The organism is Ruminococcus sp. Marseille-P328 (assembly GCF_964249465.1).
Lineage (GTDB): Bacteria > Bacillota > Clostridia > Lachnospirales > Lachnospiraceae > Blautia_A > Blautia_A faecis.
Map to the genome: position 1 here is coordinate 52,022 of NZ_CAXUBQ010000004.1, position 16,771 is coordinate 68,792.

The 16,771-nt window shown below is 42.7% G+C and carries 30 protein-coding genes; all 30 read right to left on the reverse strand.

Going from position 1 to position 16,771, the window contains the following annotated elements:
• Positions 1 to 27 precede the first annotated feature (27 nt).
• Complete coding sequence (gene rpsM, locus ACESTK_RS04090; RefSeq protein ID WP_117852568.1) at positions 28 to 396, reverse strand: 30S ribosomal protein S13; 369 nt, start codon at positions 394 to 396, stop codon at positions 28 to 30.
• A 299-nt stretch (positions 397 to 695) separates the two neighbouring features.
• Positions 696 to 809, reverse strand: a complete 114-nt coding sequence (gene rpmJ, locus ACESTK_RS04095; RefSeq protein ID WP_003022746.1) for a 50S ribosomal protein L36 — start codon at positions 807 to 809, stop codon at positions 696 to 698.
• A gap of 291 nt (positions 810 to 1,100) precedes the next feature.
• Entirely contained in the window at positions 1,101 to 1,319 is a 219-nt protein-coding gene (gene infA, locus ACESTK_RS04100) for a translation initiation factor IF-1 (protein ID WP_117852566.1), read from the reverse strand.
• Between the two features lie 33 nt (positions 1,320 to 1,352).
• Complete coding sequence (map, locus tag ACESTK_RS04105; protein ID WP_118581184.1) at positions 1,353 to 2,111, reverse strand: type I methionyl aminopeptidase; 759 nt, start codon at positions 2,109 to 2,111, stop codon at positions 1,353 to 1,355.
• An 18-nt stretch (positions 2,112 to 2,129) separates the two neighbouring features.
• Complete coding sequence (locus tag ACESTK_RS04110) at positions 2,130 to 2,774, reverse strand: adenylate kinase (RefSeq protein ID WP_118581187.1); 645 nt, start codon at positions 2,772 to 2,774, stop codon at positions 2,130 to 2,132.
• 71 nt (positions 2,775 to 2,845) lie between these two features.
• The gene (gene secY / locus ACESTK_RS04115) at positions 2,846 to 4,162 is read right to left on the reverse strand and encodes a preprotein translocase subunit SecY (RefSeq protein WP_148461640.1); all 1,317 of its coding nucleotides are present in this window, start codon (positions 4,160 to 4,162) and stop codon (positions 2,846 to 2,848) included.
• 13 nt (positions 4,163 to 4,175) lie between these two features.
• Complete coding sequence (gene rplO / locus ACESTK_RS04120; protein WP_118581190.1) at positions 4,176 to 4,616, reverse strand: 50S ribosomal protein L15; 441 nt, start codon at positions 4,614 to 4,616, stop codon at positions 4,176 to 4,178.
• Between the two features lie 21 nt (positions 4,617 to 4,637).
• Entirely contained in the window at positions 4,638 to 4,820 is a 183-nt protein-coding gene (rpmD, locus tag ACESTK_RS04125) for a 50S ribosomal protein L30 (protein WP_117852555.1), read from the reverse strand.
• A 14-nt stretch (positions 4,821 to 4,834) separates the two neighbouring features.
• Entirely contained in the window at positions 4,835 to 5,344 is a 510-nt protein-coding gene (gene rpsE, locus ACESTK_RS04130; RefSeq protein WP_117852552.1) for a 30S ribosomal protein S5, read from the reverse strand.
• An 18-nt stretch (positions 5,345 to 5,362) separates the two neighbouring features.
• A complete protein-coding gene (gene rplR / locus ACESTK_RS04135) occupies positions 5,363 to 5,731 on the reverse strand; it encodes a 50S ribosomal protein L18 (protein ID WP_118581193.1) in 369 nt (122 codons plus the stop codon).
• Between the two features lie 17 nt (positions 5,732 to 5,748).
• Positions 5,749 to 6,288, reverse strand: a complete 540-nt coding sequence (gene rplF / locus ACESTK_RS04140) for a 50S ribosomal protein L6 (RefSeq protein ID WP_118581196.1) — start codon at positions 6,286 to 6,288, stop codon at positions 5,749 to 5,751.
• A 95-nt stretch (positions 6,289 to 6,383) separates the two neighbouring features.
• On the reverse strand, positions 6,384 to 6,785 hold the full coding sequence (gene rpsH / locus ACESTK_RS04145) for a 30S ribosomal protein S8 (RefSeq protein WP_118581199.1): 402 nt from the start codon (positions 6,783 to 6,785) through the stop codon (positions 6,384 to 6,386).
• 198 nt (positions 6,786 to 6,983) lie between these two features.
• On the reverse strand, positions 6,984 to 7,169 hold the full coding sequence (locus ACESTK_RS04150) for a type Z 30S ribosomal protein S14 (protein ID WP_117852543.1): 186 nt from the start codon (positions 7,167 to 7,169) through the stop codon (positions 6,984 to 6,986).
• A 73-nt stretch (positions 7,170 to 7,242) separates the two neighbouring features.
• Complete coding sequence (gene rplE, locus ACESTK_RS04155; protein WP_118581202.1) at positions 7,243 to 7,782, reverse strand: 50S ribosomal protein L5; 540 nt, start codon at positions 7,780 to 7,782, stop codon at positions 7,243 to 7,245.
• 22 nt (positions 7,783 to 7,804) lie between these two features.
• Complete coding sequence (rplX, locus tag ACESTK_RS04160; RefSeq protein ID WP_118581205.1) at positions 7,805 to 8,116, reverse strand: 50S ribosomal protein L24; 312 nt, start codon at positions 8,114 to 8,116, stop codon at positions 7,805 to 7,807.
• Positions 8,117 to 8,127: 11 nt separating this feature from the next.
• Positions 8,128 to 8,496: a 50S ribosomal protein L14 gene (gene rplN / locus ACESTK_RS04165; RefSeq protein ID WP_022067326.1), complete on the reverse strand. Its 369-nt coding sequence runs from the start codon at positions 8,494 to 8,496 to the stop codon at positions 8,128 to 8,130.
• 14 nt (positions 8,497 to 8,510) lie between these two features.
• Positions 8,511 to 8,768 carry a 30S ribosomal protein S17 gene (rpsQ, locus tag ACESTK_RS04170; RefSeq protein WP_117852536.1) on the reverse strand — a complete coding sequence of 86 codons (258 nt, stop codon included), beginning with the start codon at positions 8,766 to 8,768 and terminating at the stop codon, positions 8,511 to 8,513.
• An 18-nt stretch (positions 8,769 to 8,786) separates the two neighbouring features.
• Positions 8,787 to 8,996, reverse strand: a complete 210-nt coding sequence (gene rpmC, locus ACESTK_RS04175) for a 50S ribosomal protein L29 (RefSeq protein ID WP_118581208.1) — start codon at positions 8,994 to 8,996, stop codon at positions 8,787 to 8,789.
• Positions 8,986 to 9,423: a 50S ribosomal protein L16 gene (gene rplP, locus ACESTK_RS04180; protein ID WP_117852531.1), complete on the reverse strand. Its 438-nt coding sequence runs from the start codon at positions 9,421 to 9,423 to the stop codon at positions 8,986 to 8,988. The genes rpmC and rplP overlap by 11 nt, the downstream gene beginning before the upstream one ends.
• Positions 9,423 to 10,079: a 30S ribosomal protein S3 gene (rpsC, locus tag ACESTK_RS04185; protein WP_117852529.1), complete on the reverse strand. Its 657-nt coding sequence runs from the start codon at positions 10,077 to 10,079 to the stop codon at positions 9,423 to 9,425. The genes rplP and rpsC overlap by 1 nt, the downstream gene beginning before the upstream one ends.
• 11 nt (positions 10,080 to 10,090) lie before the next feature.
• On the reverse strand, positions 10,091 to 10,480 hold the full coding sequence (rplV, locus tag ACESTK_RS04190; protein ID WP_117852663.1) for a 50S ribosomal protein L22: 390 nt from the start codon (positions 10,478 to 10,480) through the stop codon (positions 10,091 to 10,093).
• Positions 10,481 to 10,577: 97 nt separating this feature from the next.
• Positions 10,578 to 10,859: a 30S ribosomal protein S19 gene (gene rpsS, locus ACESTK_RS04195; RefSeq protein ID WP_015526921.1), complete on the reverse strand. Its 282-nt coding sequence runs from the start codon at positions 10,857 to 10,859 to the stop codon at positions 10,578 to 10,580.
• 15 nt (positions 10,860 to 10,874) lie between these two features.
• Entirely contained in the window at positions 10,875 to 11,720 is an 846-nt protein-coding gene (gene rplB / locus ACESTK_RS04200) for a 50S ribosomal protein L2 (RefSeq protein WP_118581211.1), read from the reverse strand.
• Positions 11,721 to 11,915: 195 nt separating this feature from the next.
• A complete protein-coding gene (gene rplW, locus ACESTK_RS04205) occupies positions 11,916 to 12,215 on the reverse strand; it encodes a 50S ribosomal protein L23 (RefSeq protein ID WP_117852524.1) in 300 nt (99 codons plus the stop codon).
• Positions 12,215 to 12,835, reverse strand: coding sequence for a 50S ribosomal protein L4 (gene rplD / locus ACESTK_RS04210; protein WP_118581214.1), 621 nt, complete (start codon positions 12,833 to 12,835; stop codon positions 12,215 to 12,217). Before rplD ends, rplW begins: the two co-directional genes overlap by 1 nt.
• 21 nt (positions 12,836 to 12,856) lie before the next feature.
• Positions 12,857 to 13,489, reverse strand: a complete 633-nt coding sequence (rplC, locus tag ACESTK_RS04215) for a 50S ribosomal protein L3 (protein ID WP_117852520.1) — start codon at positions 13,487 to 13,489, stop codon at positions 12,857 to 12,859.
• A gap of 80 nt (positions 13,490 to 13,569) precedes the next feature.
• On the reverse strand, positions 13,570 to 13,887 hold the full coding sequence (rpsJ, locus tag ACESTK_RS04220) for a 30S ribosomal protein S10 (protein WP_117852518.1): 318 nt from the start codon (positions 13,885 to 13,887) through the stop codon (positions 13,570 to 13,572).
• 569 nt (positions 13,888 to 14,456) lie between these two features.
• Complete coding sequence (locus ACESTK_RS04225) at positions 14,457 to 15,524, reverse strand: hypothetical protein (RefSeq protein ID WP_118581217.1); 1,068 nt, start codon at positions 15,522 to 15,524, stop codon at positions 14,457 to 14,459.
• Positions 15,525 to 15,555: 31 nt separating this feature from the next.
• Positions 15,556 to 15,810, reverse strand: coding sequence for an HPr family phosphocarrier protein (locus ACESTK_RS04230; protein ID WP_118581220.1), 255 nt, complete (start codon positions 15,808 to 15,810; stop codon positions 15,556 to 15,558).
• Positions 15,807 to 16,766, reverse strand: coding sequence for a DNA-binding protein WhiA (whiA, locus tag ACESTK_RS04235; protein ID WP_373118833.1), 960 nt, complete (start codon positions 16,764 to 16,766; stop codon positions 15,807 to 15,809). The genes ACESTK_RS04230 and whiA overlap by 4 nt, the downstream gene beginning before the upstream one ends.
• Positions 16,767 to 16,771 lie beyond the last annotated feature (5 nt).

Consider the following 16,771-nt stretch of genomic DNA (forward strand, 5'->3'; position numbering starts at 1 on the left):
ATCAAAATTTATAGTTAGGATACTGAATTATTTCTTCTTATTTGCTACTGTTCTCTTCGGACCCTTGCGTGTTCTAGCGTTGGTCTTGGTCTTCTGACCACGAACCGGAAGTCCTTTACGATGACGGATTCCTCTGTAGCATCCGATTTCCTGCAGTCTCTTAATGTTCAGGGCGATTTCTCTACGAAGATCACCTTCTACCATCATTGTCTCATCAATGACAGCCTGAAGTCTCTTAACTTCATCATCAGTCAGGTCTCTGACACGTGTGTCAGGATTTACATTTGCCTGAGCAAGGATTTTGTCTGCACTTGGTCTTCCGATACCATAAATATAGGTAAGACCGATTTCGATTCTTTTCTCTCTTGGTAAGTCTACACCAGCTATACGAGCCATGTACTGTTTCCTCCATTTTCTTTACTGAAAGTTCTGCGTCTTCGTACATCACTTGTATCAGATACAAGGTGAAATGGGATGCATCCATACGCACTCTTTCTTAATTCTTAGTTCCTAATTGGGGTGCCTCGGTATAACACCCAGCTGCTTTTGGCGATTCGCAGCCTTTCCGAAATTTGCGGCCAACGGGCCAACGTTGCCTCCGGTATTAGGCAATACATGCTTAGTTCATTATATGTCAGATGATACAACCCGTCCGGGTGTTTCACCTGCAGCCGCATTCACAAACAATGGATCAATCAACCCTGACGCTGTTTGTGCTTTGGATTCTCACAGATAATTCTGATAGAACCTTTTCTCTTAATGACCTTGCATTTCTCGCAGATCGGTTTTACAGATGATCTTACTTTCACTGGAAATCCTCCTTCCGTAAAATATAGCATTAAAATCTGCAGTTTAGGGCGCAGTTATACACACGTACAAGCGCGTCCGCATTGTATTGTAGCATTATGGTCTACAAAATGCAAGCAGTTTTTTAAATTTTTTTTACATTTTTCTAATTTTTTTAGTTTCCTGAAGTTTGAAACATTTTTTCTGTGTTCAGTTTCTTCTATAATAGAAGAAACTCCTGTACCATAGAAGCATTTTCTCAGGCACAGGAGTTTTATATTCATTAATCCGAATTTGCTATTAACGAATCTGAATTACTTATCTCGCCAGATGATTCTTCCCTTGGAAAGATCATATGGGGAAAGCTCCATTGTTACTTTGTCTCCTGGAAGAATACGAATAAAGTTCATGCGCAGCTTGCCGCTGATATGAGCAAGTACAACATGTTTGTTTTCAAGTTCCACTTTAAACATTGCGTTTGGCAGCTTCTCTAAAACAGTGCCTTCTACTTCAAGTACATCTACTTTTGACATTTTATACCTCCTGTATCGCCTTAATGATAATGATTAATACTCTGTGAGTGTCAGAATCTCCGGTTCGCCATCTGTAATCAGTATGGTGTTCTCATAATGTGCGGAAAGGGAACCATCCATGGTCACCACTGTCCATTCGTCATCCAGCCAGCATACATCTGCTCTGCCCATATTGATCATGGGCTCTATGGCAAGTGTCATGCCTGGAAGTAATTTCACTCCCCTGCGTTTCTGAGGGAAGTTGGGAATCTGCGGATCTTCGTGAAGATGAGTACCAATCCCATGTCCCACCAGATCTCGTACAATACCATAACGGTATTTCGCCGCATACGCTCCGATTGCCTTGGAAATATCATTGAGATGATTTCCTGCTTTCGCGAATTTTATTCCTTCAAAGAAGCACTGCCTGGTTACATCCATAAGCTGCTTGGCTTCTTTGGAAACTTCTCCGACTGCATAAGTACGGGCCGCATCAGAATGATATCCTTTATAGATCAGTCCTGCATCAATCTTTACCAGATCACCATCCTGGATAATTTTGTCCTCCGAAGGAATTCCGTGGACCACTTCATCATTCAGGCTGATGCAGAAGGAGCCAGGAAAGCCTCCATAATTCAGAAAATTGGGAATGCATCCCATGGAACGGATCATATCTTCGCCGATACGGTCGATCTCCTTGGTACTCATTCCTGGTTTAATATAAGGGATCAGCCCGTCATGGACTTTTTCCAGAAGATGTCCGGATTCCCTCATAAGTTCAATTTCTTGTGCTGTTTTTATTGAAACTGACATTACTTCTTATCCTCTATTCTATTCGCCAAGGATCTTCACAATATCACCAAATACCTCATCCAGGTTCTTGGTGCCATCTACAGTTTTCAGTACGCCCTGACCAGTATAGTAGTCGATAAGCGGCTGAGTCTGCTCATGATATACATTCAGACGCTTCTGTACAGTCTCCGGCTTGTCATCGTCACGAAGCACAAGATCCTCACCGCATGTATCGCAAACCCCCTCTGTCTTCGGAGCTGCAAATACAACGTGGTAGGTTGCACCACATTTTACGCATGCGCGTCTTCCACCCATACGGTTCACGATATTCTCATCCGGAACATCAACATCAATAGCATAATCAATCTTGCTTCCCAGCTTGCTTAAAGCATCGGTAAGGCATTCAGCCTGTGGGATTGTTCTTGGAAAACCGTCCAGAACATAGCCGTTCTTGGCATCCGGCTGCTGGATTCTGTCCACAACAAGGTCGCAGGTAAGTTCATCCGGTACAAGCAGTCCCTGGTCCATATAAGTTTTTGCTTTTTTCCCAAGTTCTGTGCCATTTTTGATATTGGCACGGAAAATATCGCCTGTAGAGATATGGGGAATACCATATTTCTCAGCAATTTTCTTAGCCTGGGTTCCTTTTCCTGCACCTGGTGCACCTAACATGATAATTCTCATAAAAAGCCCTCCATTTTCTCATACTACGAATTAAGGCTGTGACGCATATAAGCACCACAACCTTTATTCTTTTAGTTGTTCAGGAAGCCTTTGTAATTGCGGACAAGCATCTGTGATTCAATCTGTTTCACAGTCTCCAGGATAACTCCAACAATAATGATGATGGAAGTACCACCGAAGGATACGTTTGCACCGAATACTCCATTGAAGAAGAACGGAATAACCGCAACGATAATCAGGCCTACTGCACCTATAAATATAATATAATTTAAGATTTTAGTCAAATAGTCTGACGTTGGTTTTCCTGGACGGATACCAGGAATGAAACCACCCTGCTTTTTGATATTGTCTGCAACTTCCAGCGGGTTGAATGTGATGGAAGTGTAGAAATATGCAAAGAATACGCAAAGTACAATATACAGAAGCAGTCCCCAGCTATACTGTGGCTGACTTGGATTACACCAGTTATTGGATGATAATCCTCGAATAATCTCACTGCCGATGCCGGTTCCATTAGCTTTTCCTGCAAGCTGTGCGATTACGCCTGGGAAAGACATAATTGAGGAAGCAAAGATAACCGGAATAACACCAGCGGTGTTAACTTTCAGCGGTATATTGGTAGTCTGACCACCCATCAGCTTTCTGCCGACCATTTTTCTGGAATACTGAACAGGAATTCTTCTCTCTGCACCGTTAAGGATCAGTACAAATACCACCATGACAACGATTATTGCAACAATGATAACCCCTGCAAGCAGTCCTTTTGCAATTGTTTTTCCTTTGATGAAGTTCTCATAAAGAAGAGATAAGTCACTTGGAACACGGGAAACGATGTTAATGGTCAGGACGATGGAAATACCATTTCCAACACCCTTCTCAGTAATACGCTCACCGATCCACATCAGCATGGCAGAACCAGCTGTGAGGCAAGCAACTACAGTTAAGCCTTTAAAGAAGTTCATGTTCGGGATCAGACCCTGGCGACCAAAACCGATTGCCATTGCCACAGACTCAAACAACGCAAGACCAACAGTTACATAACGGGTAATGGCAGTAATTTTCTTTCTGCCCTCTTCTCCATCTCTCTGCATCTCCTCCAGAGCCGGAATAGCAATTGTGAGAAGCTGCATGATAATGGATGATGTAATGTATGGCGTGATGTTCAATGCAAAGATTGACATCTGGGTAAATGAGCCACCAGTGAACGCATCAAAGAAATTGAATGCGTCACCAGTGTTTTTAGCAAACCACTCTTTAAAGAAATCGCTATCTACTCCCGGAACAGGAAGCTGTGATCCGATACGGATGACAAGAATCATCCATAATACATAGAGGAGTTTACGTCTCATCTCTTTTACTCTGAAAACGTTTTTGAGAGTTTCAAACATTTGATCACCTCTATTAGATCAGCTCTACTGTACCACCTGCAGCTTCGATTTTAGACTTTGCAGTCTCACTTACAGCATTTACTTTAACTGTAAGCTTCTTGGTAAGCTCGCCGTTTCCAAGGATTTTAACGCCGTCACCAGCTTTGGAAATTGCACTGCTTGCAAGTAAGCTCTCAACTGTAACCTCTGCACCATCCTCAAAACGGTTCAGAACATCAACGTTGATTGCAATGATCTCTTTAGAGTTTCTGTTTGTGAATCCTCTCTTAGGCAGACGTCTGTATAAAGGCATCTGTCCACCTTCAAATCCCGGTTTCTTGTGTCCGGAACGTGCTAACTGTCCTTTATGGCCTTTACCGGCTGTTTTGCCGTTTCCAGAACCATGTCCACGGCCTCTTCTGAAGTTATCGCTGTGCTTAGAACCCTCAGCTGGTCTTAAGTTTGATAATTCCATTATGGCACCTCCTTTTTGTAATTATGCTTCTTCTACTTTTACCAGGTGCTGTACCTGCTGAATCATTCCTCTTGTTGCCGCATTGTCTGGCATCTCAACTGTTTTGTGCATTTTGGTAAGACCCATTGCTTTAACAGTAAGTTTGTGCTTCGGAACTGCGCCAATCGGAGATTTTACTAAAGTAACTTTTAATGTATTTGCCATTTTAATATTCCTCCTTAAGCCAGAATCTCATCAACAGATTTTCCACGAAGTTTTGCAACTTCTTCCGGAGTTTTTAACTGTCTTAAGCCTTCGATGGTTGCAAGAACAACATTCTGCTTATTTCTGGATCCCATACATTTTGTACGGATGTTTTTGATACCAGCTAACTCGATAACGGCACGAGCCGGGCCGCCGGCGATAACTCCAGTACCTTCCGGAGCTCTCTTAAGAAGCATGGAAGCGCTTCCGTAAGAACCTACGAAGTCATGTGTAATGGAACCATTCTCATCTCTTGCTACGGTTACTAATTTCTTAATAGCATCCTCTTTTCCTTTGCGGATTGCTTCCGGAATCTCGGCTGCCTTTCCAAGTCCTGCACCAACGTGTCCATTGCCGTCACCTACAACAACTAAAGCTGTGAAACGGAAGTTACGACCACCTTTAACAACCTTGGTAACACGCTTGATTGATACTACTTTATCTTCTAACTCTAACTGACTAGCATCAATAAGATTACGTTTCATGTGTTTCGCTCCTCCTTATTAGAATTTCAGTCCAGCTTCTCTTGCTGCGTCTGCCAGTGCTTTTACTTTACCGTGGTAAATGTATCCACCTCTGTCAAAAACAACTTCCTCGATGCCGGCTTCCACTGCCTTCTTACCGATTACAGTGCCAAGATATGCTGCTGCTGCAACATCGTCGGTGTTCTCAAGCTGTGCTTTTACGTCTTTCTGAAGAGTAGAAGCAGATACTAAAGTCTTTCCAACGGTGTCATCGATAATCTGTGCATACATGTGTTTATTGGAACGAAATACTGCAAGACGCGGAGTTGTTGCAGTGCCATTTAAATGATGACGTAATCTTCTATGCTTTTTCTCGCGAATTTCCGCTCTAGATGCTTTATTAACCATTTTCTCACTCTCCTTAATTATTTCTTACCAGTCTTACCAACTTTGCGTCTGATAACCTCAGTATCATACTTAATACCTTTACCCTTATATGGCTCAGGTCTTCTCTTATCTCTGATCTCAGCTGCAAACTGTCCAACTTTTTCCTTGCTGATACCGGAAACGATAATCTTGTTACCGTCTACTTTGGTCTCAATACCTTCCGGATCTTCCATTTCTACCGGGTGAGAATATCCAAGGTTTAAAGTAAGCTTCTTGCCCTGCTTAGCGGCTCTGTAACCAACACCGTTAACTTCAAGAGTCTTGGTGTATCCTTCGCTTACACCAACAACCATGTTGTGGATAAGGCTTCTTGTTAAGCCGTGAAGGGATTTCATTTTCTTTAAGTCGTTTGGTCTTGCAACAACTACATGACCATCTTCAACTTTGATTTCCATCTCTGTTGGAAGCGCTCTCTCAAGTGTTCCTTTTGGTCCTTTTACGGTTACTACGTTTCCTTCTGCAACAGATACTTCAACTCCTGCCGGAATAGCAACCGGAAGTCTACCGATACGTGACATACTATGTGTCCTCCTTACTTAGATTATCGGAGAGGTTTTCGCAACCTCTCTGTTTTCAGTGTTTCGTCTACTTCTTGAATGAATGGAGCCGAAGCTTACCATACAAATGCAAGAACCTCGCCGCCTACCTGAAGTTTACGAGCTTCTTTATCGGTGATAACACCTTTATTAGTGGAAAGGATTGCGATTCCAAGTCCTCCAAGAACCTTCGGAAGCTCTTCCTTACCAGCATAAACACGAAGACCCGGTTTAGAGATTCTCTTTAAACCTGTGATGATCTTCTCGTTTTTGTCTTCGCCATATTTCAGTGTGATATGGATGTTTTTAGCAACACCATCTTCAACTAAATCGTATTTTGCAATGTATCCCTCATCAACAAGGATGTTTGCAATTGCAATTTTCATCTTGGATGCTGGTACATCTACTGTGTCGTGTTTTGCAGTGTTTGCATTACGAATTCTTGTAAGCATGTCTGCGATTGGATCGCTCATTGTCATGTTAGTTTCCTCCTCATATTCAGACTTTACATGTCATAGTATATTTATATAAATTTACGTGTTACCTGTGTAACATCATCCCGTGCTGAACTGGTACTGCACCTTGCGGCTTGCACTCGTTAAGGTTCGGGATGGACTTTGCACGAAATTCATGTTCGCCTTACGGCTTACATTCATTAAGCGACTTTCAGCTTCGGCTTACCAGGAAGCTTTCTTAACTCCCGGGATCTGTCCTTTGTAAGCTAACTCACGGAAGCAGATTCTGCAGATTCCGTATTTTCTTAAATATGCATGTGGACGTCCACAAATTCTGCAACGGCTATATTCTCTTGTAGAAAATTTAGCTGGACGCTGCTGTTTGATTTTCATTGCTGTCTTAGCCATGAATCGTTCCTCCTATATCAGATCTGCTGACCCCGGCAAGGAGCCGGCGGTCAACTTTGGAATGTTCCTCTACTTATTTCGCAAAAGGCATGTTGAACAGCTTCAGTAACTCACGAGCTTCCTCATCAGTATTTGCTGTTGTAACGAAGATAATGTCCATACCTCTTACTTTGTCAACTTTATCGTACTCAACTTCTGGGAAGATAAGCTGCTCTTTGATACCAAGAGCGTAGTTTCCTCTTCCATCGAAGGCGTTAGGATTAACGCCACGGAAGTCACGTACACGTGGAAGTGCCAGGTTGATCAGACGATCAGCGAACTCATACATCTTCTCGCCTCTTAATGTTACTTTACATCCGATCGGCATTCCCTCTCTGATTTTGAAGTTAGCAACAGATTTTTTAGCTTTTGTTGCGATAGCTTTCTGTCCTGTGATCAGCTCCATATCTGCAATAGCTGCATCAAGAAGCTTAGCGTTCTCTTTTGCTTCACCAACACCCATGTTAATTACGATCTTGTCGAGTTTTGGCACTTGCATAACGTTTTTATATCCGAATTTTTTGGTCATGGCATCCATGATCTCATTAGTATAAAGTTCTTTTAATCTACTCACTTATGTCTGCCTCCTCTCTCAATTAATCGATAACCTTACCTGTTGCTTTGGCAACGCGGACTTTTTTGTCACCATCCATCTTAAAGCCAACTCTTGTTGCTTTTCCATCTGCCATAAGCATTACGTTGGAGATGTGAAGCGGAGCTTCTTTTGTGATGATTCCACCATTCTGGTTTGCAGCTGATGGTTTGGTGTGTTTTGTAACCATATTAACGTTCTCTACTAATACGGTATTGTCTTTTACGTTAACGGCAAGGACTTTGCCTTCTTTGCCTTTATCTTTACCAGCGATTACTGTAACAGTATCACCTTTTTTAATCTTCATAGCTGACATTAGGCACCCTCCTATAATACTTCCGGAGCTAAGGAAACGATCTTCATGAATTTTTTCTCACGAAGCTCTCTGGCAACTGGTCCAAAGATACGTGTTCCTCTCGGAGTTAAGTCGTCTTTAATGATTACGGCAGCATTTTCATCGAAACGGATATAGGATCCGTCTTTACGACGAGCGCCTTTTTTGGATCTAACTACAACAGCCTTTACTACGTCACCTTTTTTAACAACGCCGCCTGGTGTTGCATCTTTAACAGTAGCAACGATTGTATCGCCGATGTTTGCATATCTTCTTGTAGAGCCACCCATAACACGGATACAAAGGATTTCTTTTGCACCAGTGTTGTCGGCAACTTTCAGTCTTGTTTCCTGCTGAATCATACTGGTTATCCTCCTTATTTAACTCTCTCTACTACTTCAACCAGTCTCCATCTCTTGTCTTTGGACAGCGGTCTGGTCTCCATAACTTTTACGGTATCACCGATGTTGCACTCATTGTTTTCGTCATGAGCTTTTAATTTATATGTTCTCTTCACGATTTTCTTGTAAAGAGGATGTTTTACATGGTCTTCAATTGCAACTACGATGGTCTTATCCATCTTATTGCTGACAACCTTACCCACGCGGGTTTTTCTCAGATTTCTTTCCACGATTATGTCCTCCTAAATTCACTATTTGGAAGCGTTAGCTTTCGCAGTGATCACTGTCTGGATTCTGGCAATATTTCTGCGAACCTCTTTGATTCGTCCTGTATTGTCTAATTGATTGGTTGCATTCTGAAATCTCAGATTGAAAAGTTCTTTCTTAGCAGCTACTAATTCTTCGTTTAATTCTGCAGCTGATTTTGCCTGTAAATCTTCTACGAATTTATTAATTTTCACTGTTATCACCGCCTTCTAACTCTGCACGAGAAACTATTTTGCATTTACATGGTAACTTGTGCATTGCAAGACGTAATGCCTCACGAGCGATTTCTTCTGAAACGCCTGCGATCTCAAACATAACACGTCCTGGTTTAACAACTGCTACCCAGTATTCCAGGGCACCTTTTCCGGAACCCATACGAGTTTCTGCTGGTTTTGCTGTTACTGGTTTATCTGGGAAAATCTTGATCCAAACCTTACCACCACGTTTGATATAACGGGTCATAGCAACACGGGCTGCCTCGATCTGATTAGATCTGATCCAGCAAGGCTCGGTAGCAACAAGACCGAATTCACCATAATTGATCTGATTACCTCTAAGGGCTTTTCCTCTCATGGAGCCACGGAATTGTTTACGACGTTTAACTCTTTTTGGCATTAACATTATTTATCGCTCCCTTCCTTAGTTCCTTTAGTTGGAAGAATCTCACCATTGTAGATCCATGCCTTTACACCAACTTTGCCATATGTGGTGTCTGCTTCTGCGAAACCATAATCGATGTCTGCACGAAGTGTCTGAAGCGGAATAGTTCCATCGCTGTAGAACTCTGTACGAGCCATATCAGCTCCACCAAGACGTCCGGATACGGATGTTTTGATTCCCTTTGCTCCAGATTTCATTGTACGCTGCATTGTAGATTTCATAGCACGTCTGAAGGAGATACGGTTCTCCAGCTGAAGAGCGATGTTCTCTGCAACGAGCTGAGCGTCTCTGTCTGGTCTCTTAACTTCTTTGATATCAACGATAAGCTTCTTGTCTGTGTATTTAGCAAGTTCAGCTTTAACTTTCTCGATCTCAGCGCCGCCTTTACCGATTACGATACCAGGTTTAGCTGTGTAAATGATAACTTTGACTCTGTCAGATGCTCTCTCGATCTCGATCTTGGAAACACCTGCGCTGTATAATTTCTTTTTGAGGAATGTTCTGATGTTGTAGTCCTCTACCAGATAGTCTGCGAAATCGCTCTCTGCATACCATCTTGAATCCCAATCCTTGATAACACCGACTCTAAGGCCATGTGGGTTAACTTTCTGTCCCATGTCTATCCTCCTTATTTCTCATCCAGCACGATGGTAATATGGCTTGTTCTCTTCTCGATTCTGTAAGCTCTACCCTGTGCTCTTGGCTGGATTCTCTTCATTGTAGGTCCTTTATTTGCATAGCAGGCTGCAACGACGAGATTGTCTGCGTTCATTCCGTTATTGTTCTCAGCGTTAGCAATAGCTGATTCCAGTAACTTTTTGATTACGCTGGAAGCGTATCTTGGGTTGTATGTCAGGATACCAAGTGCTGTCTGCACATCTTTGCCACGGATTGCATCTAAAACGTAGCAGGCTTTCTGAACAGAAATTCTTGCATAAGATAATTTTGCAGACGGTCTTGTCTCTCTATTATTCTCATTTCTGGCTCTCTTAATCTGGCTTCTATGTCCTTTTGCCATTTTAAAGTGCCTCCTTTCGTCATATTCAATATTCAGGTAAACACCTGGGTTGCCCGAACCGCTTCTTGCGATCAGGCAGCCTGGTGAAAAGTACTAATTAGCGAACACCGGATTTCTTTTCGTCTTTTCCGTGTCCTCTGTAGGTTCTGGTAGCAACAAACTCACCAAGTTTGTGACCAACCATATCCTCAGTAATATATACCGGCACATGTTTTCTTCCGTCATGGACAGCGATTGTATGTCCAACAAAAGACGGGAAGATTGTGGAACGGCGTGACCAAGTTTTGATTACGGATTTATCATTTGCAGCGTTTAATGCATCTACTTTTTTAAGTAAGCTCTGATCTGCAAAAGGTCCTTTTTTCAGTGAACGAGACATTCTTAATCCTCCTTATTATTTGCTTAAAGCTTTTCCATCGCGTCTTCTTACGATGAGCTTGTTGGACGCTTTGTTTTTCTTTCTTGTCTTCAGACCAAGAGCAGGTTTGCCCCAAGGTGTACACGGACCTGGACGTCCAACCGGAGCGCGGCCCTCTCCACCACCATGTGGATGGTCATTCGGGTTCATAACAGAACCGCGAACTGTAGGTCTGATTCCCATGTGACGCTTACGACCAGCTTTACCGATGTTGATCAGGTTGTGATCACCATTTCCGATAATACCTACTGTAGCACGGCAGATGATCGGAACCATTCTCATCTCACCAGATGGGAGACGAAGTGTAGCGTATTTGCCTTCTTTAGCCATAAGCTGAGCACCATTACCAGCGGAACGAACCATCTGTCCGCCCTTTCCTGGGTGAAGCTCAATGTTATGAACCATAGTACCAACCGGGATAAGCTCTAACGGTAAGCAGTTACCTACACGGATTTCAGCTTCCGGTCCGTTCATAACTTTCTGTCCAACTTTAAGTCCTTCCGGAGCAAGAATGTATGCTTTCTCGCCATCTGCATAGCAGATAAGTGCGATGTTTGCTGTTCTGTTCGGATCATACTCAACAGATTTAACTACTGCCGGGATTCCATCTTTTCTTCTCTTGAAGTCGATGATTCTATATTTTCTACGGCTTCCGCCTCCCTGATGTCTTACAGTGATCTTACCCTGGTTGTTACGTCCAGCGTTTTTCTTTAAAGACACGGTAAGGGATTTCTCTGGTGTTGCTTTCGTAATCTCAGAGAAGTCGGAACCAGTCATATGTCTTCTAGACGGGGTATATGGGTTATAACTTTTGATTCCCATTTCTTTTCTCCTTTCAAATTTGTTCTCACGCTTTTGAATGCGTATATTCGCGATATTCAGAGTGCCAAGGATTCAGAAGAAGCAGGTCGTCATGCTTGCATGTAAGACCGGATTCTTATGAAGACTTGAAAGCGTGTAACGCGACCGAGGAAGCAAAGCTTCCGAGGTGCACTCGTACGAATCGCAAGCTATCAATTAAAGACCCTCGAAGATCTCGATGTCTTTGCTGTCCTCTGTAAGGGCTACGATAGCTTTTTTGGATTTAGCAGTTTTTCCAACTACCATTCCACGGCGTTTTTTCTTACCATCAAGATTCATGGTGTTTACGCTTTTAACTTTTGTTCCATCGAACATTTTCTCAACTGCTTCTTTGATCTGAGCTTTGTTTGCTTCCGGATGAACAAGGAAAGTATATTTCTTCTCACCCATAGCAGCCATGGATTTTTCAGTGATCACTGGTCTTTTGATCACGTCGTAATATTTAATATCTGCCATTATGCGTATACCTCCTCGATGGATGCTACAGCGTCTTTAGTTACTACTACAGTACCGTGGCTCATAACATCATATACGTTGATGCCGTTAGCAGCTACAGTCTGTACGTTTTCGATATTTCTTGCAGAAAGGATTACGTTCTTGTCTTCCTGTGCTGTTACAATAAGAGCTTTCTCTGCTTTCAGGTTTGTAAGGACCTTCTGCATTTCTTTTGTCTTTGCATCAGCAAGTGCAAGGCTATCAACAACTACGAATTTATTGTCCTGAACTTTGGAAGTCAGAGCGGATTTAAGAGCTGCTCTTCTTTCTTTTTTGTTCATTTTTACTTCATAATCTCTTGGAGTTGGTGCGAAAATAATTCCGCCGCCTGTCCACTGTGCAGCACGGATAGATCCCTGTCTAGCATGACCGGTTCCTTTCTGTCTCCAAGGTTTTCTTCCGCCACCGCTTACTTCAGAACGAGTTTTCGCTTTCTGAGTACCCTGGCGTTTATTTGCAAGCTGACGAACAACAGCAAGGTGAACAAGATGCTCATTGACTTCAACGCCAAATACTGCATCGTTCAGCTCCATTGTTCCAACTTCATTGCCTTCCATATTATAAACAGTTACGTTTGCCATTTGTGTGCTCCTCCTTTCTTATTATAAGGACTTTACTGTCTCTTTGATTGTAACCAAGGATTTCTTAGGTCCTGGAACAGCACCTTTAACTAACAGTAAGTTATTCTCTGTATCTACGCGTACGATCTCAAGATTCTGAACAGTTACCTGCTCGCTTCCCATATGACCTGGCATGTGTTTTCCTTTGAATACCTTGCTCGGATCAGAACAAGCACCATTGGAACCTGCATGACGATGATATTTGGAGCCGTGAGCCATAGGTCCTCTGGACTGTCCATGTCTCTTGATTGCGCCCTGGAAGCCTTTACCTTTTGAAACTGCTGTTGCATCGATGTGATCTCCAGCTGCAAAGATATCAGCTTTAATTTCCTGTCCTACCTCATATTCAGCAGCGTTCTCAAAACGGAATTCTTTAACGAATCTCTTAACTGCAACGCCTGCTTTTGCAAAGTGGCCTGTTTCCGGTTTGTTCACCAGTTTCTCTCTGATGTCGCCGAAGCCAACCTGAACTGCTGTATATCCGTCGTTCTCATCTGTTTTAACCTGAGTTACGACACATGGACCAGCCTGTAAAACGGTTACCGGAATTAACATTCCATCTTCGTTGAAGATCTGAGTCATTCCGACTTTGGTAGCTAAAATAGCTTTCTTCATCTTTCTTCCTCCTATAGCGGATTGCCCTTTCGGGTAATCATATAATAAATAGCTAAATGCTTATGCATTTACAAGATTAATTATTTTGCCTTCATCTTGATGTCGATATGAACACCAGCAGGCATTTCCAGTCTGGACAGTGCATCAACTGTCTTCTGGGTCGGAGCAATGATATCAATCAGTCTCTTATGTGTTCTCTGCTCAAACTGTTCTCTGGAATCTTTATATTTGTGAACAGCTCTTAAGATTGTAACAACTTCCTTCTTAGTTGGAAGCGGAACCGGTCCGCTAACTGTTGCACCATTCTTCTTAACAGTGTCGATGATCTTTGCAGCAGATGCATCTACTAACTGATGATCGTAAGCTTTTAATGTGATTCTCATTACCTGATTTGCCATAAAAAAAGTCTCCTCCTATTCGTACTCACTATCAGTACGACAAGCGGCGACTGTACACATCTCCGTGTGTGTCCTAAAACATCTTCCTGCTACGGACATTCTCTCACACGTCCCATCCCAAGATGGCTATTGAACTTGTACAGTGACTTGTCGTCAGTTTCCTAACTTGACATTCGCTCCACGGAAAACCCGCCTTACTCGGCGGCAACCTCGCGCTTCATTGCTATCATGTCACAGCAGATATTAGTATACACAAAGGTTTTAAAAATTGCAAGTGTTTTTTTCAAAAAATCCAGATGTTTTTTTGTATTATTTTAAATACAATCTAGGGTGTATCTGAAAAAGGCTTTCTGCAAGATGTGAGTGTGTATATTCCAGTTTTTTTCTTTCTTCCTATTATATAGTGCTTCTAATAGTTGTCCGTTATACTCCTGCTGGCAACTGTCAATCAGCTTTCATTATTTAATACAGTGGTTCTAAAGCCTCGCGAAGTCATTGTCTTTTCCTTAATAAAAAAAGAGAAGAGGCATCATCATCGAATGCCTCTTCTTTCCTATTATAATAATGAATCAATCTTCATCATCATAGTATTCATCTTCGTCCTCATCTTCGTCAGCAAAGATATCAGAATAATCAAACAAAGTAACCTTTGTTATCTCATCCTTCACAATGTCAGGAGCATCTCCTTCTTTCTTTGCTTTCGCAGCAAGCTGCGCCGGTGAATATCTTGGGATTGCCAGTTTCTTGATCTCAACTGGTTTATCCTCTTCTTCCTCATGAATCTCCGGAGCTGCTTTCTTCTTCGGTGCTGCCTTCTTAGTCTGTGTTGCAGGCTTAGCAGACTTCCTGACTGGTTTGGAGTCCTTTGCGGTAGCTGCTGCTACTTCTTTCTTCAGAAGTTCATGTGCTTCACTTGTAGCGCTCTGTACAGCTCTTTGTGGCGCTTCCTCTTCCTCTACATCAAAATCGTCTTCATCGATTTCATCCACAAAGCCACCGGTACGGATCTTACGCTTCTCTTTCTTGCTGCGCTTGCCCTGTGCTTTGATCTCACGCTCTTCATCACGGTACTCACGCTCTTTACGCTTCTCTTCTTTCTTCAGCTCTTTACGGCTCTTCACGTATCCTGGTTCTGTATCCTCCGGATAGTCGTCATAATCATCCTGATCTTTTTTCCAGAGTTCTGCGATTACATAAAGAATAATCAGAAACAGAACGGTAAGTCCAAGAACAATCAGCCCCTCAATACTCTTGGTAGCTGCCATCAGATATCCGATAAACGGAATTGTTACAACAATTTTCGGAAGGTAGCTTCCAATTGCCACATTGATCGGCTGTCCCTGAGAAACAGTTGGATCCATAGCAGTACCTGTACCATTTGCGACATCAGCGCTGGCCAGTGTATAACGATACACTGCATTCTCATCATTTACAAGGATCGGTGTACCCAGAGCTGCTTCTTCGGTTTTAACCGGAATTGCATATGTAACAGATCCCATTGCCAGATTTGACTTGACTGTGGAGTCGTCTCTGATTTCAGTCGTCACTCCAAAGAATGGAGGAACCGCTAATGCAACCACACAAAGTATGGTACATATTACAACAAAATGTACTATAAATTTTAAAAACTTAGACATTGGTAACCATCCTCACTTTTTACGGCAGCCTTTACTGGTTGCTCAGATACTGTTCAATACTGCTCATCGCAGCTTCTTCATCTTCACCATTAGCAGAAAGTGTAATCTCCTCACCGGCGTCAAGTCCCAGTGTCATCATACCCATAATACTCTTGGCATTCACTTTCTTCTTACCTACTTCTACGTAGATTTCACTGTTAAACTGACTTGCCACCTGTACCAGCTGTGCAACGGGTCTGGCTTCAAGCCCTGTGGACAGGTGAATGGTGATTGGTTTTTTAATCATAATAACTCCTCCTTGTTTTCCCTCAGGTCATCTGCAAGCAGGCTTAATTTACGAAGCCGATGATTTACTCCAGACTTTCCAACCTGTGGGTTCAACATAAATCCTAGTTCTTTAAGTGTTGCTTCCGGATACTGCAGCCGCAATCTGGCAATCTCTTCAAGTCCTTCATTCAGACTCTCCAGGCCCACCTTTTCCTCAAGAAGTCTGATATCCTCGATCTGCTTCACTGCTGCATTAACCGTCTTATTTATATTAGCAGTCTCACAGTTTACCTTCCGATTCACAGAATTGCGCATCTCTTTCAGGATACGGATATTCTCCAGATCCATAAGAGCTACATTTGCTTCCATAATAGCAAGCATGTCTACAATCTGCGCCCCTTCCTTCACATAGAGTACATAAGACTTCTTACGCAGAACCATCTTGGCATCTATATGAAAGCTGTGAATAATTTCCTGCAGCTGCCCGCTGATCTCCTGGCTGGGACATACAATTTCGAAATGGTATCCCTTCTGAGGATCACTGATCGAACCTGCCGAGAGAAAAGCACCGCGTACAAACGCCCTTTTGCAGCAATCCCTCTGATATACAATAGAATTGGATACAAGTGGCATCCCTCCGCTCACTCCCGAAAATTCCAGCTTGGCAGAATCCAGTATTTCCTTTACTAAAAACTGATCAATAATGGAAATACAATAAAGATTTCCCTTTCTGAAACGGTCAATCCGGGAATTTGATACATCTGTCTCTATATTAAATGTTTTTTGCAATAATGTAAAGCCTTTTCTTGAAAGTGCCTCATTTTCTGTCTGGATACGCAGGGATTTTCTCCCATCAGTTCCAGCCTCCAGGCTGCCGCAGAAAGTAAAGATTGCAGCCAGTTCCGCAATCCTGCAGTGTCTTCCGGAGCCGATATGCCTGGAAAGTTCTTCTTTCACCATCCCTGAAAAAGACATTCCAC

Bases quoted from the DNA above. Each gene is read 5' to 3' on its own strand.
- rplV (WP_117852663.1), bottom strand. From the start codon at position 10,480: ATGGCAAAAGGACATAGAAGCCAGATTAAGAGAGCCAGAAATGAGAAT.
- ACESTK_RS04230 (WP_118581220.1), bottom strand. From the start codon at position 15,810: ATGATTAAAAAACCAATCACCATTCACCTGTCCACAGGGCTTGAAGCC.
- rpsE (WP_117852552.1), bottom strand. From the start codon at position 5,344: ATGAAACGTAATCTTATTGATGCTAGTCAGTTAGAGTTAGAAGATAAA.
- ACESTK_RS04110 (WP_118581187.1), bottom strand. From the start codon at position 2,774: ATGAGAATTATCATGTTAGGTGCACCAGGTGCAGGAAAAGGAACCCAG.
- ACESTK_RS04225 (WP_118581217.1), bottom strand. From the start codon at position 15,524: ATGTCTAAGTTTTTAAAATTTATAGTACATTTTGTTGTAATATGTACC.
- rplN (WP_022067326.1), bottom strand. From the start codon at position 8,496: ATGATTCAGCAGGAAACAAGACTGAAAGTTGCCGACAACACTGGTGCA.
- rpmD (WP_117852555.1), bottom strand. From the start codon at position 4,820: ATGGCAAATACATTAAAAGTTACTTTAGTAAAATCTCCGATTGGCGCA.
- whiA (WP_373118833.1), bottom strand. From the start codon at position 16,766: ATGTCTTTTTCAGGGATGGTGAAAGAAGAACTTTCCAGGCATATCGGC.
- ACESTK_RS04150 (WP_117852543.1), bottom strand. From the start codon at position 7,169: ATGGCTAAGACAGCAATGAAAATCAAACAGCAGCGTCCAGCTAAATTT.
- secY (WP_148461640.1), bottom strand. From the start codon at position 4,162: ATGTTTGAAACTCTCAAAAACGTTTTCAGAGTAAAAGAGATGAGACGT.
- rplC (WP_117852520.1), bottom strand. From the start codon at position 13,489: ATGAAGAAAGCTATTTTAGCTACCAAAGTCGGAATGACTCAGATCTTC.
- rpsH (WP_118581199.1), bottom strand. From the start codon at position 6,785: ATGACAATGAGCGATCCAATCGCAGACATGCTTACAAGAATTCGTAAT.
- rplP (WP_117852531.1), bottom strand. From the start codon at position 9,423: ATGTTAATGCCAAAAAGAGTTAAACGTCGTAAACAATTCCGTGGCTCC.
- rplD (WP_118581214.1), bottom strand. From the start codon at position 12,835: ATGGCAAACGTAACTGTTTATAATATGGAAGGCAATGAAGTTGGAACA.
- rpsC (WP_117852529.1), bottom strand. From the start codon at position 10,079: ATGGGACAGAAAGTTAACCCACATGGCCTTAGAGTCGGTGTTATCAAG.
- rpsM (WP_117852568.1), bottom strand. From the start codon at position 396: ATGGCTCGTATAGCTGGTGTAGACTTACCAAGAGAGAAAAGAATCGAA.
- rplX (WP_118581205.1), bottom strand. From the start codon at position 8,116: ATGTCAGCTATGAAGATTAAAAAAGGTGATACTGTTACAGTAATCGCT.
- rplW (WP_117852524.1), bottom strand. From the start codon at position 12,215: ATGGCAGATATTAAATATTACGACGTGATCAAAAGACCAGTGATCACT.
- map (WP_118581184.1), bottom strand. From the start codon at position 2,111: ATGTCAGTTTCAATAAAAACAGCACAAGAAATTGAACTTATGAGGGAA.
- rplR (WP_118581193.1), bottom strand. From the start codon at position 5,731: ATGGTTAATAAAGCATCTAGAGCGGAAATTCGCGAGAAAAAGCATAGA.
- rpsJ (WP_117852518.1), bottom strand. From the start codon at position 13,887: ATGGCAAATCAGGTAATGAGAATCACATTAAAAGCTTACGATCATCAG.
- infA (WP_117852566.1), bottom strand. From the start codon at position 1,319: ATGTCAAAAGTAGATGTACTTGAAGTAGAAGGCACTGTTTTAGAGAAG.
- rplF (WP_118581196.1), bottom strand. From the start codon at position 6,288: ATGTCACGTATCGGTAGACTTCCGGTTGCTATTCCGGCAGGAGTTGAA.
- rplB (WP_118581211.1), bottom strand. From the start codon at position 11,720: ATGGGAATCAAAAGTTATAACCCATATACCCCGTCTAGAAGACATATG.
- rpsS (WP_015526921.1), bottom strand. From the start codon at position 10,859: ATGTCTCGTTCACTGAAAAAAGGACCTTTTGCAGATCAGAGCTTACTT.
- rplO (WP_118581190.1), bottom strand. From the start codon at position 4,616: ATGGAATTATCAAACTTAAGACCAGCTGAGGGTTCTAAGCACAGCGAT.